Source organism: Myroides odoratus, assembly GCF_965118575.1.
GTDB classification, from domain to species: domain Bacteria; phylum Bacteroidota; class Bacteroidia; order Flavobacteriales; family Flavobacteriaceae; genus Flavobacterium; species Flavobacterium odoratum_B.
The window spans coordinates 1-17,603 of record NZ_CBCPHW010000021.1 but is presented as its reverse complement, the minus strand read 5'-3'; the positions used below and the strand labels follow the sequence as shown (position 1 = coordinate 17,603).

Here is a 17,603-nt window from a genome sequence, read left to right as displayed (position 1 = left end):
GCCTTATAGACTACGCTTGCGGATAACAGGACGGAGTGAGGTTTAAAAGATTCGTTATCCTCCTTTTGTAATTTACCGTGTTTTAGCAAGCTGTATTTTGTCTGCTATATGGAAAAAACAAAAAAGCTTCGGAAGAATTCTGAAGCTTTTTTTATTGGATTTTAATTGTTTTTAGGGGTATCGTAGCTATTGGCAATAAACTGTCTCACATCGTCAGAGGAAGGAAGTTCAAATACTTCTAAATGAAAATAGTCAATAGCTGCCAAGACGTGATCAAAAATATCAGCCATTACCGTTTCATAAAAAGCCCAAACGGTACTGTTGGTAAACATATATAATTCAATTGGTAAACCATGCTCTGTAGGCTGCAAGTGACGCACCATCAAGTGATACTCTTTGTGAATATTTTGATTTTGTTGGGCGTAGCGCAAAACATAGGCTCTAAATAGACCAATATTTGTCATTCGTCTACCGTTGATTGGCATCGATTGATCGGCATTTGTACTTATGTTATAGTCGTCGATTTCTTTTTGTCTTTCTTCAATATACGGTTTTAAAAGTTGAATCTTCTTTAGTTCATTAATTTCAGCAGGTTCTAAAAAGCGAATCGATGACATTTTAATATTGATACTTCGTTTAATTCTTCGCCCTCCCGAGTTTTGCATACCACGGTAGTTCTTGAAGGAATCACTAATAAGCAGATAGGTAGGGATTGTGGTAATTGTTTTGTCAAAATTCTGCACTTTTACGGTGCTTAAGTTTATCTCTAGTACCGTACCATCGGCCCCAAACTTGGCCATTTCAATCCAATCTCCAACGCGAACCATATCGTTTGTAGAAACTTGAATACTCGCAACAAACCCCATGATTGTATCTTTGAAGACTAACATTAAGATAGCGGATGCCGCTCCTAAGGATACAAGGAAGGTACCAGGGTCTTTACCTGTAATAATAGAAAAGATAATAATCACTGAGAAAAAGTATAAAATAATACTTGCTACTTGCGAATAACTATCAATTGGTTTGTCTGCTAAATTTGGTTTGGTTCTGGCGTAATCTCTCGTCGTTTTAATTAAAGAACGCACAAGCAGAGTAAGTACAACCAGAAATAGAATATTCGTTAAGGATAAGACAAAGTCAATGACTTTGGGAAAGCCCATAAAAAAAATAGGGAAAAGTATGCGTGCTAAGGCAACGGGAATTAAATGGGTAATGTTATGTAGTACTTTGTTGCGAATAACAATATCATCCAATTGTGTTTTGCTAGTAGTTGCATATTTTCTTGCAATAACAATGAATATATTTTTGAGCACATAATCTAGCGTAACCATTACGATTGAGAAGGCTAGAAGCAAAGCTACGGTTGTAACCACATGTGTTTCATGATCGTTGAGATGCAAAATACTCAGGTAATCAAAAAATGATTTATAGATGACATTTAATTCACTAAAATCAATAATATCGACTATATTTTTTTGATTCAGACTAAAAGGAAACATTTTTGGTTGTTTTTTGGTTATAAAGATGCAATTTAAGCAATAGGAAATGCTTTCTGTGTTAAGGAAATGGCAAAGTATAGATATGAATGAACGATAAAGAAAAAAGCCCTATACTACTATAGCGTATAAGGCTTTTGTGTATTCGTATTAAATTTGATTCAACATTTCGTTGATTTTATCTAAGTTTGGCGTAAGAATAACCTCGATACGCCTATTTTTTGCTTTACCTTCGTTTGTGCTATTGCTCAGTATAGGAGCATACTCACTGCGTCCAGCAGCCGTTAGGTTCTTTTTGTCAATCGAACTATTTTCGGTTAGAATTGAAACGATAGCCAACGCGCGTTTGGTAGATAAGTCCCAATTATTTTGAATTCCCTCACCTAAATTCCCCAATACTTTATCATTGTCTGTATGGCCTTCAATCAATACCGAAATATCGGGATTAGTTGCTAAAACTTTTCCTAATTCGATGACAGCTCTTCGACCTTCTTCATTGACAGACCAACTACCTGATTTGAATAATAGCTTATTTTCCATAGAAACATAAACCTTTCCATTCTTTTGTTCTATCGTTAGACCTCTACCTTCAAACGCGTTTAACGCTTGGGATAAATTGTCTTTTAGCGCTCTCATTTGTTTGTCATTGGCGGCCAAAATGCCTTCTAGTTCTTGCACGCGTTTTGATTTTAGATCCAATTCTGCTTTGGCTTTGGCTAAGCGTGCCGCTTCAGCTTGCAATGATTCTTCGCTGTGTTTCTCCAAATTGGTATACGAATTTTGTAAATCTTGCAATCTATTTTGAGCCGCAGAAATCTCTGCATTTAAATTCTGCCTTTCTTGTTGTAAATCCTTTAATTGTTGAGCAAGCTGTTTTTTGGCTTGTTCCAAATCAGTCATCGAACTGTTTAACGTAGTTAGGTCATCTGAAAGGCGCTGATTCTCATCAAGCACACTTTGATATTGCTGGTCAAGTTCATTGTATAACTTTCTTGTTACACAAGAAGATAATAAGGTTAAGGCTAGTAAACCAAAAGACAGTCTTTGTATCATACGAATCAAGTTTGTTTTTTGTTAAGATTTAATTTCTAATACAACAGGACAGTGATCGGAGTGTTTAACTTCTTGTAAAATAGAAGCATTTACGATACGATCTTTCATGGGTTCTGCCACCATATTGTAATCAATTCTCCATCCTTTGTTGTTATTTCTGGCATTCGCTCGGTAGGTCCACCAGCTATATTGATGAGGTTCAGTGTTAAACATACGGAAACTATCAATAAAACCATGCGCTACAAACTTATCCACCCAAGCTCTTTCCTCTGGTAAAAAGCCCGATACTTTCGCATTGCGAATAGGATCGTGAATGTCAATGGCTTTGTGGCAAATATTGTAATCACCACAGATAATTAAATTTGGAACTTCTTTTCTCAAGTTAGCAATATAAGCGAAAAAGGCATCCATATATTGGTATTTGAAATCTAGGCGAGCGATGTTTGAAGCTGAAGGTAGATACAAAGACATGACAGAGAAAGTATCGAAATCTACACGTAAATTTCTCCCTTCAAAATCCATATAATCAATACCCGTACCATAGGTGATGTGATTGGGCTTTTCTTTACAAAGAATAGCAACACCACTATATCCTGCTTTTTCTGCTGAAAAATAGTACTGATAGGGATATCCGGCTAATGTAATTTCATCGGTAGGGATTTGATCTTCTTTTGCTTTTGTTTCCTGTAAGCAAATGATGTCTGCATTTTCTTCCTGCATCCAATCGAGTAGTCCTTTTTTTATAGCAGCGCGAATTCCATTTACATTATAGGAGATGATTTTTTTCATTCTATCAGTTTTTTGTATGAAAATCAAAAATAGAAAAAATAAGCTTTACTAGAGGGCAAAAGAAAGGCAGAGGTGTTATTTTAATTTTTAATTAGCATTTTAAAAAAAGGATAAAAAATGGAAAGCTTTTTCATGATAAGAATAAATGATCTGAAGGGAAGTAGACCCATCGTGTATTCTACAGAAGAAATTAAAAATAGAAGTAAAGAATAGATGACAAAACATAGAATAAAAAAGGTTTTTTGCTTGAGATATTCTTTTTTTAATCAGTGAATTAGAATTTTAGTATCGATAATACATAGGATAGGAAGGTAAGGGTGATAAAATAAAATAGATTACCTAAAGATTTTAGTATATTTGTCTTACTTAAATTTTCAAATGAATGGGGTTAGTAACAGCTAAGGAAGTAGCGAAAGCGATTAACGTGGACAAGTATGGTATCTTGGGTACTTTTACGGGGTGGTTGCTTATGAAAACACTTAAAGTTACCACATTAAATAAGATTTATGATAGAAATAAACATTTAGAAGATTTAGAGTTTATAAATTCGATTTTGGAAGAATTCCAAATTGAATTTCAGATTGATCCTGATGAATTAAAAAGATTACCTAAAAAAGGACCCTATATTACAATTTCCAATCATCCATTAGGAGGAATTGATGGAATTTTGTTATTGAAATTAATGCTGGAGCACGATCCTAAATTTAAAATTGTAGCTAATTTTTTACTCCATCGAATAGAGCCCTTGAAGCCTTATATTATGCCTGTTAACCCCTTTGAAAATAACAAAGATGCTAAATCAAGCGTATTAGGACTCAAAGAAACCTTGAGACATTTAAGTGATGGAAAACCTTTGGGTATATTTCCTGCGGGAGAAGTTTCTACCTATAAAGATGATCGTTTGGTTGTTGATAAACCTTGGGAAGAAGGAGCTATAAAATTGATTAAAAAAGCAAATGTACCCGTAGTTCCGATTTATTTTCATGCAAAAAACAGTAAATTATTTTACTTTTTGTCCCAAATAAACCCGACGTTGCGTACAGCAAAACTGCCTTCGGAATTATTAACTCAAAAAGATCGTGTAATAAAAATACGAATTGGGCGACCAATATCAGTAGAGGAGCAAAATGAACACTATAATTTAAGCGATTATGGTAACTTTTTGCGTTTCAAAACGTATTTGTTATCTAATGTATACAAAGATGAGGATTCCCAAAAGTGGATCAAAGTCCCTTCTTTTAATTTTAAATTTCCAAAGATGGTAAAGGACATCGTCCCTCCACAACCTAAAGATAGAATAAACCAAGAGATTGAAGTTTTACGCGAAAAAGATTGTAGATTATTACAGAGTAAGAATTATGAGATTTATTTGTGTAAATCGGATCTTATACCAACTATATTGTTGGAGCTTGGTCGATTAAGAGAGATTACATTTCGTGAAGTAGGTGAAGGCACTAATAATGAACTAGATTTAGATCAATACGATAAGTATTATCACCATATGTTTTTATGGGACAGTGAAGCGGAGCAAATCTGTGGGGCGTATCGAATGGGATTAGGATCTGAAATCTATAAAAAGTATGGCATTAACGGATTCTATTTAAATGAATTGTTTCGATTTGAATCGGAGCTTTATCCGATGATGGCGCAATCCATTGAAATGGGACGTGCTTTTATTATCAAAGAATACCAGCAAAAACCGATGCCTTTGTTTCTATTATGGAAGGGAATCGTTCATACAACTTTGCGTTTTCCTGAACATAAATATTTGATTGGTGGAGTGAGTATTAGCAACCAATTTTCTGATTTCTCAAAGTCATTGATGATAGAATTTATGCGATCTCATTATTTCGATCCATTTATTGCCCAGTATGTTACACCTAAAATGGAATATAAGGTAAATCTAAAAGATGCAGATAAAGATTTAATCTTTAATGAAACGGAATCAGACTTGAATAAATTTGATAAGATTATCGAAGATGTAGAACCTGCTAAATTGAGGATACCTGTTTTAATTAAGAAGTATATCAAGCAAAATGCTAAAGTAATTGCTTTCAACGTTGACCCTTTATTTAATAATGCGATAGATGGTTTAATGTATATTAAGATTGCAGATTTACCAGAAAGCACGGTTAAGCCAGTTATGGAAGAGTTTGAAGCTGAGCTCGAGCGAAAAATACAAGAAGAAGCTAATAAATTTAATTAGATAAAAAAAAACCACTTGATTAAGTGGTTTTTTTTTATTTTTAAGAATAGCTTGACATTGTTTAATCTATTGATAAAATATATTTTATAGAATTTAAGAGTAATGTTATTTATATTTTTGATAATATTTGTTTTTTTTATAAAAATAAGTATTTTTGCTTATGTTAAATAAAAGTAAAAAACGATGTTAAAAAAAATTAAGTTAGTTTTGGTTTGTGCAGTTCTTGCAATGGGAGCTGTTGCTTGTAGCTCAGATGATAGTTCCAATTCTGGAGGAGGTTCAGGTGGAGGAAAAGAAGGAGGAGGTACTAGTGGAGAGTTTACTATTTCTGTTACAGTTAGTAGTGATGCGGAGCTTCAGCAAGTTGTTGCAATGATTAGTAACGGAACGGATACGAAAATGGATGTGAATGATGAACTGGGGGATAAAAAACAATGGTCAAAAACGTATAAAAAAGCTTCAAATGAAAAAGTTATTTTTTCAGCACAAGGCTTAGGTGACAAGGAAACATCTAAAATGAATATTAAAGTAACGAAAGGAAATACAGTTATCAAAGAAGCTTCTGCTCAAGGACAGATCTTACTTGCACAGGTTGTGTTTTAAATCGTAAAAATAAGATTTCAAGTATAAATAATCCCCAACTGGTATTAACCTTTTGGGGATTTTGTTTTAAAAGGTATAATTTCACTCCAATGCTTACTTTGATTGCTTTTCCTCGTTTTCTTTCCTAATGGAATTTGTTTATTCCTTCTTGGCTAATAAATTGTTAAGTTAATTTTTGGATAATACAAAAAAACACCTATTTTTGAGTTGTTAAATAAAACTAAAAACAATGTTCGGAAAAATTAAGTTTTTTATAGTTTGCGCGATGGTAACGATAGGTTTCTCTGCGTGTAGTTCAGATGATGGTATTACTTCAAAACCTAAGGTTACAAGTAAAGAATATCAGGTGTTAGTAACAATTTCAGACGATGTTGAGATGGGACAAATAACGACTTTGATTTTTAATGGGTCAACCGTTGTAACAGAAGTGCTAGTAGATAAAACACCTGTAGTTGTTGTAGAGGGACAAGAAGTAAAAAAAATACTGAAATGGGAGAAAACATATACGGTAAAAAGCAATGAGAATGTGAGTATCGTTGCTGATGCCGAAGGTATTGATTTGGGTTCAGAATTAAAGATTACTATATCAGATAAAGAGGGTCTTCCTTTGATTAAAAAAGAATCAAAAGGAAAGAAATTATTTGTTGAAGCAACTTTTTAAGTAAGAGATAGTATGTTTAAAAAAATTAAAACTTTCTTACTTTGTTCAGGTATTGTACTTGGAGCATCTGCTTGTAGTTCGGATAATAGTCCAGCTAATAAACAAGAAGAAGGAGAGGATTATGTTGTTACAGTGACCACTACAGATGGTGGTTTGATTGAGGCAACAATGGCTGTTATCTATGAAGGTAAGGATGAGAAAAAAGATATTGTGCAAGAGATTAGAACATCAGAATGGGTAAAGAAATATCGAATGACGGAAACTAAAAAATTGAGTTTTACAGCCCAAGGGATTGGAGCTGATATCTCATCTAAAATGAAAGTTGTTCTTACTAAAAATGGCGAAATACTAGAAGAAGGAGCTTCAAAAGGAACGGCTCTGTCTACAACCCTAGTTTATTCTCCAAAAAAAGAGAAACCAAAAGCAGGAAAATAAATTAAAAAAAGCAAACTGGATAGTTTGCTTTTTTTTTAGTATTTCGTCTTGAAAGCGATATATAAAGTTTTATTAAAAACGCTCCGTGTTTCGCTCTAAATACCCCTCTAGTTTTCGCTCAATATTACGCTATTTTTTTAGCGGAATTGCTTTTGAATTTTATCAACGATAGTTTGGGCTAATTTTTCTTTACTTTCATGGGTCCATCCTGCAATATGTGGAGAGAGCAGAACTTGTTTCGATTGAATTAAATACTGTAATGGTAGCGGTAAAGTCTCATCAGCAAACATATTTTCAAAAGAAGATTTTTCATATTCTAAGACATCTAAAGCGGCTCCTTTTATTTTTCCGTTTTTTAAGGCTTCAACTAAATCAGCCGTATTCACCGACTTGCCTCTTGCGGTATTAATCAACCAGAAAGGCTTGCGCATTTGTTGAATAAAGGCTTCGTTTATCAGATTTAAGGTTTCGGAGGTTTGGGGAATATGTAAACTTAGAATATCTGCTTTTTGTTGCAATTCTTCTAAAGAGACTTGCTTCGCATATTGATTCTCTAAGTTGTCAAGGATATCGTGAAATACTACCGTACAGTCGAACCCTTGCAAGCGCTTAGCAAACGCGTTTCCCATGTGTCCATATCCAAGGATGCCAATTGTTTTTCCAGCGATTTCGTAGCCTCTATTGTCTTCTCTAATCCAAATACCTTGTCGCACTTCTTGATCTACAAGGTTTAATTTATTGAAAAGAGTAAGTAACATACCTAAGGCATGTTCACCCACAGCAGTTTGATTGCCTTCTGGAGCTGCAATTAATGCGATACCTTTAGATGTCGCAAAGTCACAATCGATATTTTCTAAACCAGCACCAACACGGCCAATAAATTTTAAATTTGTTGCTTTTTCTAAAAAAGAGGCATCAATTTTAAACCTACTGCGAATAATAATACCCTCATACTCTTGAATAGTCTCCTCTATAATCTCTTTTGGAGCGGTGTAGTTTTCAATATTGGTATAGCCCATTTGAGCTAATTGTTCCATCATCAAAGGATGATTGCTATCGAGGTGTAGTATTTTTTTTGTTGTCATAATCGATTATTTTAAAAACCAAGAATCACTTTTGCAATGGAGAAGTAAATTAAGATACCAAAAATATCATTGCTCGTTGTAATAAAGGGACCTGTTGCCAATGCAGGATCAATTCCGTATTTATTTAAAAGAATCGGTACGAAGGTTCCGATTAAGCTAGCAATCAGAATTACGCTAATTAAAGCAATGGATACCGTTACACCAATAATGTAATCGACACCAAGTAATACATGACTTCCAATCATCAGTAGAATGGCCAGTAAAAAACCATTAAGTAAACTTAAGGATACTTCTTTGCCTAATCGTTTCCAGATAGAACCTGAAATGGTATTATTTGCAAGTCCTTGTACGATAATAGCGGAAGATTGTACTCCCACATTTCCAGCCATGGCAGCAATTAATGGGGTGAAAAAGAAAAGAACACCAAATTTTTCCATAGCATCCTCAAAGCTTCGGGATACATTTACCGCGACAAAACCTCCAATCATCGCTAGAATTAACCAAGGTAAACGCGCTTTGGTTAAGGTTAATATACTGTCATTTGTATCTACGTCTTGAGAGATACCAGCCGCTAATTGATAATCTTTATCCGCTTCTTCTTTAATAACATCAACAATATCATCAATCGTAACTCGACCTACTAAGCGACCCATTTCATCAACAACAGGAATCGCTTCTAAATCGTATTTTTGCATGATACGGGCTACTTCTGTATTTTCTGTATCTACCTTTACATAATCTACTTTTGGAATATAAACATCACTAATATGAGTAGCTGTAGATGAAGTAAGTAAGTCTTTAAGAGAAAGACGCCCTTTGAGTCGGCCTTCATCATCAACCACATAGATAGAATGTACACGAGATACATGTTCTGCTTGTTTGCGCATTTCTTTGACGCAAGTTAGAATTGACCAATTCTCATTGACAGATACAAATTCTTTAGCCATTAATCCCCCAGCCGTATCCTCATCATAACGCAATAATTCGACAATATCTTTGGCGTGCTCTAAATCTTCAAGCTCCAGAAGTACTTCTTCTTTTCTCTTTTCAGATAATTCAGCAATAATATCGGCGGCATCATCCGTATCAAGTTCATCAAGCTCTTCGGCAATCTCTTTTGAAGAAAGACTTTTTAAAATCTTTTCTCGTAAATCTTCATCTAAGTCAAGTAATATTTCTGCAGTAACTTCACTATCTAATATACCGAAGATATAAATGGCATTTTCGACGCGAAGCTCATTCATAATTTCTGCTATATCCACAGCATGGATATCCTTGAAGAGCTCTAATAGTTCAGCTTCTTTTCCGGTAGCAATAAGTTCTTCGATTTCTAGAATAGTTTCATTACTGATTTTGAATTCCATGTATTTCTATTTTTTTTGTAAGATCTATAAATTCTTCTACCCCTAATTGTTCGGGGCGTAAGTTGAAAATAACTTCTTCGCGTATTTCATCAGGTAAACCAAAAGCTTTTAAACTATTTCTCAACGTTTTTCTACGTTGGTTGAAAGCTGCTTTGACCACTGTAAAAAACAACTTTTCATTGCAGGGCAAGCTGAAATTTTCTTTTCTACGCATGCGCATTACCCCCGATTTTACTTTTGGAGGAGGATTGAAGACGTGTTCTGATACGGTGAATAAATATTCGGTGTCGTAAAAGGCTTGAGTCAATACAGAAAGAATACCATACGCTTTACTTCCCTTTTTTTCACAAATTCGCTCAGCTACTTCTTTCTGAAACATACCAGCGAATTCTGGAACGAAATCGCGAAGCTCTAAAACGCGAAATACAATTTGAGTTGAAATGTTATAAGGGAAATTGCCTATCACAGAAAATGGCTCTTGATTGAAAGCTTGTACAATATTAAATTTCAAGAAATCTTGTGCAAAGATATGGTTTTGTAACTTGGGATAATGTTTGTGTAAGTAATCAACGGATTCCGTATCAATTTCTACAACAAACGTTTCTATGGGTTTCTCCAATATATATTTCGTTAACACGCCCATACCAGGACCTATTTCTAATACCTTAGTATATCCTTCTAGGGTAAGGGTGTCAGCGATTTGTCTTGCCACATTTTCATCGGTTAAAAAGTGCTGTCCAAGATGCTTTTTTGCTCTAACTTTATCCATTAGTTGTTGATTTCGTGTTCACTGATAAGTTCAAGTTCTGTTTTAAAAGTAAGCATTAATTCGCCAAATTTTTTGCGTGCTTCGCTTTCAAAAAAGTCAGAATCTTCTTTGTAATATTGTTGTAATAATTCAGGCTGTGCTGTTTCAAATTGAATGGAGTAGGTAACTCCACCCATATCTTCCTCTACTAAAACTTTAATTATTCGGGCTCTGTCGAACTTTTTGGTTTTTAAAATACCAGGAATATAAAATTCTTTGGTCCAAGCCATCCATGCATCGTGTGCGCTTTCGTGGATGTTAATCGTTATATTATATATAATCATAGGTGCTGAATTGTATGCTGCAAAGATAAAAAAAGCACCAAATGTCTGTTTAGGATTTGGTGCTTTTCATATACTAGTAATTGTTGTGTAAAATTAATCAATACTATCAAATCCTGTGTACGGTCTTAAGACCTCAGGTATCACAATTCCATTTGGGGTTTGATAATTTTCAAGAATACCCGCTAAAACACGAGGTAAAGCTAATGAACTTCCATTTAGCGTATGTGCTAATTGGTTTTTTCCACTTTTATCTTTAAAACGCAATTTTAAGCGATTGGCTTGAAAGGTTTCAAAATTAGAAACTGAACTAATCTCTAACCATCTATCTTGAGCAGTAGAAAACACTTCAAAATCATAGGTTAAGGCTGAAGTGAAGCCCATATCTCCCCCACATAATCTCAAAATTCGGTAAGGTAATTTTAAATCGTGCAACAAGCCTTTTATGTGCTCTACCATACCATCAAGCGCTTGATACGAATTATCAGGATGCTCAATGCGTACAATTTCTACTTTGTCAAATTGATGCAAACGATTTAGCCCTCTTACGTGTGCACCATAAGATCCCGCTTCTCTACGGAAACAAGGCGTATAACCTGTACAAAGGATAGGAAGTTCACTTTCTTGCAAAAGAACATCTCTAAACATATTGGTAATAGGTACCTCTGCTGTTGGAATTAAATATAAATCGTCAACGCCTACATGATACATTTGTCCTTCTTTATCCGGAAGCTGACCTGTTCCATAGCCTGAAATTTCATTGATAAGATGAGGAACTTGATATTCCTTATAGCCTGCACCTGTATTTTTATCTAGAAAGTACGAAATTAAGGCACGTTGTAAACGAGCTCCTTTTCCTTTATAAACAGGAAATCCAGCGCCCGTTATTTTATTTCCTAATTCAAAATCAATTAAATCGTATTTTTTAGCTAATTCCCAATGCGGCAAAGCTCCTTCGTGTAAAGTTGGGATTTCGCCATGTTCATGTACAGTAAGGTTGTCATCCGCATCTTTTCCTGCTGGAACAAGGTCCGTAGGAATGTTGGGAATGGTATATAATTTTTCAGTAAGCGCTGCAGAAAGATTATTTAACTGCTCTGTTAATTCCTTGCTTTGCTCACGTAAATTGGATGTTTTTCCTTTGATAAGTTCTGCTTTAGCCTTTTCACCATTTTTCATGAACTCACCAATACTTTTGGATAGCTTGTTGGATTCTGCTAAGACATTGTCTAATTCAACTTGGGTTGCTCTTCTTTGTTCGTCTAAAGCAAGCACCTCATTTAGCACTTCTGTAACATCAAGATTTCTTTTTGCCAAGCCTTTAATCACTTGTTCTTGATTCTCTCTAATAAAAGCTATCTGTAACATATATTAAATAATGGTTTAAGATAACAAAGTTAGAAAATACTTTTCTAATATTTGTTTTTTTGTTGTTTTTCATAGTCATTCTTGTTTGTAAAGGACACTAAATTAGGGTGAAAATCGTTTTTTTAGAGAATATCTGTACCTAGGCCTCCTCCGATACATCGATTTCTTTAGTTGTATCAGGGAGAAAAATAAATACGAAGTCTAAAAATCAGGTCTTATTGTTAGGAGAACTAGGTGGAAATAGAACGCGATTTAGGAAAAAATAATAGTTTGATAAAAAAATAGCTAATAGTTAAACTAATATTTTATTTTTGCTTCTTATTCAGATTAGAAACGAAATTATTGAAATGGAAATATTAATTAAAATTTCTCAATTTTTATTGAGCTTATCGTTCTTGATTATTCTTCACGAGCTAGGACATTTTATTCCAGCAAAATTATTTAAAACACGAGTAGAGAAGTTTTATCTTTTTTTTGATGTTAAGTTTTCTTTATTCAAAAAGAAAATTGGGGATACAGTTTATGGAATTGGATGGCTGCCATTAGGAGGCTATGTAAAAATTTCAGGAATGGTTGATGAAAGTATGGATACAGAACAATTGAAGCGTGAACCACAACCTTGGGAATTTCGTTCAAAACCAGCTTGGCAACGTTTAATTATTATGTTAGGAGGAGTTACTGTAAACTTTATCTTAGCTTTCGTAATTTATATCGGGATGACCTACGCATACGGGGATTTATATATTTCTAATAAAAATATGGATCATGGTGTTTGGGTACAATCTCCTATTTTGAAAGAAGCAGGTATGCAGAGTGGCGATAAGATTGTTGCGGTAGACGGGAAAGAAATTGAGCGTTTTAATGATGTGGGATATGAAATTATGATGGGGCATCAAGTGGAAGTAGAACGCAATGGAGTTAAAGAAAACATTGATTTACCCGTTAATCTACTTGGCCAATTAAGCGAAGGAACTAAAGCAGGTGGATTAATTTCGCTGCGTATTCCTTTTGTTGTTGTTGGTTTTGCAGAAGAGGGTGATCAAACGAATGCCACAGTATTACAAGTTAAAGATCAAGTGAAAAGCATCAATGGAATAGATACCCCTTTTGTGGATCAAGTACAAGGTGTTTTGGCAGAAAATAAAGGAAAGGTTGTTCCAGTAGTGGTTGAAAGAGAGGGGAAAGAAGTAACCGTTGATGCGAAAATTGATGAAGAAGGAAAATTGAATTTGTTTTATGCTCCAGCATTATCTATCGAAACCATTCAAAAAATGGGATTGTATGAAATTAGCCAAGTAAAGTATTCGTTAGGAGAATCGTTTTCGGTTGGTATTACAAAAGGTGCAGAAAAAGTAGGAGGCTATTTTCAGCAATTGAAAAAGATTATAAAACCTGAAACAGGAGCTTATAAAGGGGTAGGTGGCTTTAAAGCAATCTACGATATTTTTCCTTCGGTTTGGAGCTGGGAGTATTTTTGGAATATAACAGCTTTATTGTCTATTATGCTAGGGGTGATGAATTTATTGCCTATTCCTGCTTTAGACGGGGGCCATGTGATGTTTCTATTATATGAAATGATTTCTGGTAGAAAACCAAGTGATAAGTTTCTAGAAAATGCACAAATGGTTGGTTTCTTTATACTTATTGGTTTGTTGTTATTTGCCAATGGAAATGACATATACAAAGCGATATTCAAGTAAATAAAAAATAAAGCTAATGTTTTGCAAAAGTAAAAAATCATAGTATATTTGCACAGCATTTAAGGTAAGATACCTTCCTCCTTAGCTCAGTTGGTTAGAGCATCTGACTGTTAATCAGAGGGTCCTTGGTTCGAGCCCAAGAGGGGGAGCAAAAAAAGCCTGACAAGTAATTGTCAGGCTTTTTTGTTTGAAATTATTCGAACTACTTTAGGTGTAAACGAATTAAAAAAAGAGGCTGTCTAAAAAGGTAGTCGAACGGTCTGAGATTTGAATACCCTCCCTGTGGGGGGATACAAAAACAAAACAGAAGAGGGTGACCTTTTGGGACACCCTCTTCTGTTTTATTGGTTGTCCTTTAGGGGGACTTTATTTTTATTAACGAACTACTTGGTAGCTCATGTTTGTATTTGATTTTGCTACAGCTACGTTTAGTACTGCTCCAGCCATATCCGTAACAACTACTACGATTTTTGTATTGTCTAAGTTAGCGGCTTTATGTGTAAGGTAAATATTTGTGTTAGTGAATTCTCCACCTTTTACTGCCACAGATGAACCAATTTCAGTTCCTCTAAATCCATTTACCATACCAACTAAGGTATTGTTGTGTTCAAAATTTAGAGAGTAACCACCTTGTTTAGGTAGGTCTTGATAGTATTGTGTTGAATTTGCTTGTTTGTAGATTAAATGATCTTCTAGCATAAATACAGCATATTTTACTCCTGCTGTATAATTCTCTCCGAATTTAATTCCAATTTTTACAACACCATCAGTTGCATACATTTCAGATTCGATTTTAATTCCGATAGAAGAAAATTCTTTGTGAAGTTCAATTACTTTATTCGGATTATCTCTGAAATTAAGTTGTCTATTAATCGTTGCGAATGGATAACCATTTACACCTACTTCTCTTTCATATGCATTTCTGTCACGTTTAAAGAAATCGAATGGATCTTCATTGTGAATTGCGATAGCTTGAATTTTTTCACCGTGGTTTTTTTCCAATTGTTCAATGTCATAAGCAACTAAGGGACACCATTGGCACCAAGCACCAGTAAAATCTTCTACAAGAACTCTATGTGCAAATTTTGTAGCATTATTAATTTCATCATCATTTTTGAAAACAGAAATTTTTAGGGAATTACTCTTCTCACCTGATGATTTTTTTGCAGTTACGGTATATTCTCCTACCTCAGTAAAGGTATATTTATCTGCTTCAATTTCCTGATCGTTGATAGAAAACTTAATATCTTTTGTTGTTTCGTTGCCCCATTTAGCTAAAAAGCTAACCTCTTCATTTATTTTGATAGATGTTTTACTTGCCGAGATAATTAGTTCTGTTTTTCCTGGAGGAGGTGGATCATTGTCATCATTTGAACTATTATCACTTGATGAACAAGAAGCATTAAATAATCCTATTCCTAATGTTAGCATTAGAAGAAGGAAGTAATTTTTTGTTGTCTTCATAAAATAATTTGTTAAAGTTGTTTTCGTAAAAATATGTATAAATTTCGGTTAATAAAAAGTTAAATATATGTTTTTTTTCCTATTTTTGAACTTTACAACTAAAACTTAATATTATGAAAGTGTTTTATGCATTTATTTTATTGTTTGTGATCTCCAATGTTTCTGCACAACAAAAAGATTTACCCGCTGTTACCCTTATGGACTTAGATGGAAAGAAAGTAGATTTTGCTTCTTTTGCTAATGAGGAAAAGCCAATTATTGTTAGCTTTTGGGCTACTTGGTGTGGCCCTTGTTTAAAGGAATTGGCTGCAATTAATGATGTTTATAGTGATTGGCAAAAAGAAACAGGAGTGAAATTGATTGCTGTTTCTATAGATGATGCTAAATCTGTGAAACGCGTAAAACCATTAGTTAATGGAAAGGGATGGGATTATACGGTATTGTTAGATACGAACCATGATCTAAAAAGGGCAATGAATGTTGTTAATGTACCTTTTACTGCAGTTGTCTATAAAGGTAAAATTGTATTTAAACATACAAGTTATACACCAGGAGCTGAAAAAGAGTTGATTAAACAAGTGAAAGCATTAATTAAATAAAGGTAATGAAGAAAATATTTTTTACAGTTTGTGGATTGTTGCTATTTGTGGGTGCTAAAGCTCAGGTACGCGTTGGTTTTGAAAATAACTCACAATGGTATATTGATGATAAAAAGATCAAAATTGATACAAAAGAAGCGGACGATAGATTTAGAACAAATTCATATCTAAAAGTTGATTATGATTGGAAGAATTGGAGCTTTGGGGCTCAGGTAGAGGGGTATGAACCGAAAGCGTTATTAAATTATTCGCCAGATTATGAAGGTTTTGATATAGGAACGCTTTATGCTAGGTATAATAATAGAGAGTTAGGATTGGATGTTACAGCGGGGCATTTCTACGATCAATTTGGTAGTGGATTATTGTTTCGTTCTTGGGAAGATAGACAATTAGGTGTTAATAATGCTATTTTAGGATTGAACGTGAAATACGCACTATTAGATCATATTGACCTTACTGTATTGGGAGGAAAACAACGAGTAGGGATGGGCTTTGACTTGGCAAATTCTTTTATTGTTGGAGGAGATGTAAAGGTAGATATTGCTGGTTTAGCGGAGAATGATGCATTTGATTGGTCTGCGGGTTTTAGTTATTTAGGAAGAATTGAAAATTCTCGCGATTACAATAAAGACTTAGATAAATTGACCAATGGTTATAGTGCAAGAATGAATTTTGGAAAAGGTGGATTCTATATTGGTGCAGAGTATGTTTATAAAGACAAGGATGTATTGTATGAATTACAGCGCTTTGATCATAAGGTAAGTCAAGCAGGAAATGCCTTGTTAATTAATACGGGATATTCTCAAAAAGGAATGGCAATTGATGTCAACTTGCGTAGAATGGAAAACATGAGTTTTTATTCAGAAAGGACTTTTTTAGGGAATGAATATTTTAAAGGAACTTTAAATTATATTCCTGGATTAACGAAACAGTATGATTATTCGTTACAAAATATTTATGTATATCAAGCACAACCTAATTTTGATATGAATTTATTTGGTAAATTAGGAGAAATCGGAGGGCAATTTGATTTTTACTATGAATTTGCTAAAGGAACTACACTAGGTGGAGATTATGGAACGAATGTTGTTGTAAATGGATCATATTGGGCAGGTGTTAAAAACACAAAGAAAAAAGATGGAACAGGTACTAATGGAGAGTTTTTAGGATTTGATGATAAAGCGTATTCAGACTTAGGAATTGAAGTTCGAAAAAGATGGTCAAAAAATTGGTCATCCATTTTTATGTTCTTGAATCAATATTATAACCCGAAATCTTTAGAAGATAAAACAGGATTAGATAGCTATAAGATTAATATTGCTTCTTTCGAGACCACCTATGAGTTCTTGGAAAATAAATCAGTTCGTCTAGAAGCACAACATTTATGGACAAAAGAAGACAAAAAGAATTGGGTAGGAGGGACTTTAGAGTTTGCCTATAATTCTAACTGGGCTATTTTTGTGAGTGATATTTATAATTATGGAAATGATGATAAAGAACAACGTATTCATTATTATAATGCAGGAGCTAGTTTTACAAAAGGAACTACTCGTGTTTCTGCTAGCTATGGTAGACAACGTGGAGGATTATTATGTGTAGGTGGTGTTTGTCGTATTGTTTCAGAAGCAGCTGGATTAACAGTAGGTATCACAACCTCGTTTTAAGATTTTAGAATTATTATTTTGTTATTG

Annotated in this window: 16 protein-coding genes and 1 tRNA gene; 8 read left to right on the top strand and 9 right to left on the bottom strand. The window is 34.1% G+C overall.

Annotated elements, in window-relative coordinates; all coding sequences use genetic code 11:
• Positions 1-161 precede the first annotated feature (161 nt).
• The 3 genes from ACMHJ2_RS15140 to ACMHJ2_RS15130 form a co-directional block, all read right to left on the bottom strand.
• A complete protein-coding gene (locus ACMHJ2_RS15140; protein WP_413513712.1) occupies positions 162-1,499 on the bottom strand; it encodes a mechanosensitive ion channel family protein in 1,338 nt (445 codons plus the stop codon).
• A gap of 147 nt (positions 1,500-1,646) precedes the next feature.
• A complete protein-coding gene (locus ACMHJ2_RS15135) occupies positions 1,647-2,549 on the bottom strand; it encodes an OmpA family protein (protein ID WP_413513711.1) in 903 nt (300 codons plus the stop codon).
• A 21-nt stretch (positions 2,550-2,570) separates the two neighbouring features.
• Positions 2,571-3,338, bottom strand: coding sequence for an exodeoxyribonuclease III (locus ACMHJ2_RS15130; protein WP_413513710.1), 768 nt, complete (start codon positions 3,336-3,338; stop codon positions 2,571-2,573).
• A gap of 382 nt (positions 3,339-3,720) precedes the next feature.
• Between ACMHJ2_RS15130 and ACMHJ2_RS15125 the strand changes: the two genes are divergently transcribed.
• The 4 genes from ACMHJ2_RS15125 (at position 3,721) to ACMHJ2_RS15110 (ending at position 7,243) form a co-directional block, all read left to right on the top strand.
• Positions 3,721-5,544 carry a GNAT family N-acyltransferase gene (locus tag ACMHJ2_RS15125; protein ID WP_413513709.1) on the top strand — a complete coding sequence of 608 codons (1,824 nt, stop codon included), beginning with the start codon at positions 3,721-3,723 and terminating at the stop codon, positions 5,542-5,544.
• A gap of 183 nt (positions 5,545-5,727) precedes the next feature.
• On the top strand, positions 5,728-6,147 hold the full coding sequence (locus ACMHJ2_RS15120) for a hypothetical protein (RefSeq protein WP_413513708.1): 420 nt from the start codon (positions 5,728-5,730) through the stop codon (positions 6,145-6,147).
• A gap of 265 nt (positions 6,148-6,412) precedes the next feature.
• Positions 6,413-6,808 (top strand): hypothetical protein, encoded by a 396-nt coding sequence (locus tag ACMHJ2_RS15115; protein WP_413513707.1) that lies wholly within the window; start codon positions 6,413-6,415, stop codon positions 6,806-6,808.
• A 12-nt stretch (positions 6,809-6,820) separates the two neighbouring features.
• A complete protein-coding gene (locus ACMHJ2_RS15110) occupies positions 6,821-7,243 on the top strand; it encodes a hypothetical protein (protein ID WP_413513706.1) in 423 nt (140 codons plus the stop codon).
• 137 nt (positions 7,244-7,380) lie between these two features.
• On the opposite strand, the gene ACMHJ2_RS15105 is transcribed toward ACMHJ2_RS15110, so the two are convergent.
• The 5 genes from ACMHJ2_RS15105 to serS all read right to left on the bottom strand — a co-directional run bounded on the left by ACMHJ2_RS15105 (position 7,381) and on the right by serS (position 12,149).
• A complete protein-coding gene (locus ACMHJ2_RS15105) occupies positions 7,381-8,328 on the bottom strand; it encodes a 2-hydroxyacid dehydrogenase (protein ID WP_413513705.1) in 948 nt (315 codons plus the stop codon).
• 11 nt (positions 8,329-8,339) lie between these two features.
• A complete protein-coding gene (gene mgtE, locus ACMHJ2_RS15100; RefSeq protein ID WP_413513704.1) occupies positions 8,340-9,692 on the bottom strand; it encodes a magnesium transporter in 1,353 nt (450 codons plus the stop codon).
• Positions 9,673-10,461, bottom strand: a complete 789-nt coding sequence (rsmA, locus tag ACMHJ2_RS15095) for a 16S rRNA (adenine(1518)-N(6)/adenine(1519)-N(6))-dimethyltransferase RsmA (RefSeq protein ID WP_413513703.1) — start codon at positions 10,459-10,461, stop codon at positions 9,673-9,675. The genes mgtE and rsmA overlap by 20 nt, the downstream gene beginning before the upstream one ends.
• On the bottom strand, positions 10,461-10,784 hold the full coding sequence (locus ACMHJ2_RS15090; protein WP_413513702.1) for a DUF4286 family protein: 324 nt from the start codon (positions 10,782-10,784) through the stop codon (positions 10,461-10,463). The genes rsmA and ACMHJ2_RS15090 overlap by 1 nt, the downstream gene beginning before the upstream one ends.
• A 93-nt stretch (positions 10,785-10,877) precedes the next feature.
• Positions 10,878-12,149: a serine--tRNA ligase gene (serS, locus tag ACMHJ2_RS15085; protein WP_413513701.1), complete on the bottom strand. Its 1,272-nt coding sequence runs from the start codon at positions 12,147-12,149 to the stop codon at positions 10,878-10,880.
• Positions 12,150-12,496: 347 nt separating this feature from the next.
• On the opposite strand from serS, the gene rseP reads away from it, so the two are divergent.
• Complete coding sequence (rseP, locus tag ACMHJ2_RS15080) at positions 12,497-13,849, top strand: RIP metalloprotease RseP (protein WP_413513700.1); 1,353 nt, start codon at positions 12,497-12,499, stop codon at positions 13,847-13,849.
• Between the two features lie 75 nt (positions 13,850-13,924).
• A tRNA-Asn gene (locus tag ACMHJ2_RS15075) sits at positions 13,925-13,998 on the top strand.
• A gap of 226 nt (positions 13,999-14,224) precedes the next feature.
• On the opposite strand, the gene ACMHJ2_RS15070 is transcribed toward ACMHJ2_RS15075, so the two are convergent.
• The gene (locus ACMHJ2_RS15070; RefSeq protein ID WP_413513699.1) at positions 14,225-15,313 is read right to left on the bottom strand and encodes an Omp28-related outer membrane protein; all 1,089 of its coding nucleotides are present in this window, start codon (positions 15,311-15,313) and stop codon (positions 14,225-14,227) included.
• A gap of 113 nt (positions 15,314-15,426) precedes the next feature.
• Between ACMHJ2_RS15070 and ACMHJ2_RS15065 the strand changes: the two genes are divergently transcribed.
• Both ACMHJ2_RS15065 and ACMHJ2_RS15060 read left to right on the top strand, forming a co-directional pair.
• Entirely contained in the window at positions 15,427-15,912 is a 486-nt protein-coding gene (locus tag ACMHJ2_RS15065) for a TlpA family protein disulfide reductase (RefSeq protein ID WP_413513698.1), read from the top strand.
• A 5-nt stretch (positions 15,913-15,917) separates the two neighbouring features.
• Positions 15,918-17,576: a DUF6029 family protein gene (locus ACMHJ2_RS15060; protein WP_413513697.1), complete on the top strand. Its 1,659-nt coding sequence runs from the start codon at positions 15,918-15,920 to the stop codon at positions 17,574-17,576.
• The last annotated feature ends 27 nt before the right edge of the window (positions 17,577-17,603 follow it).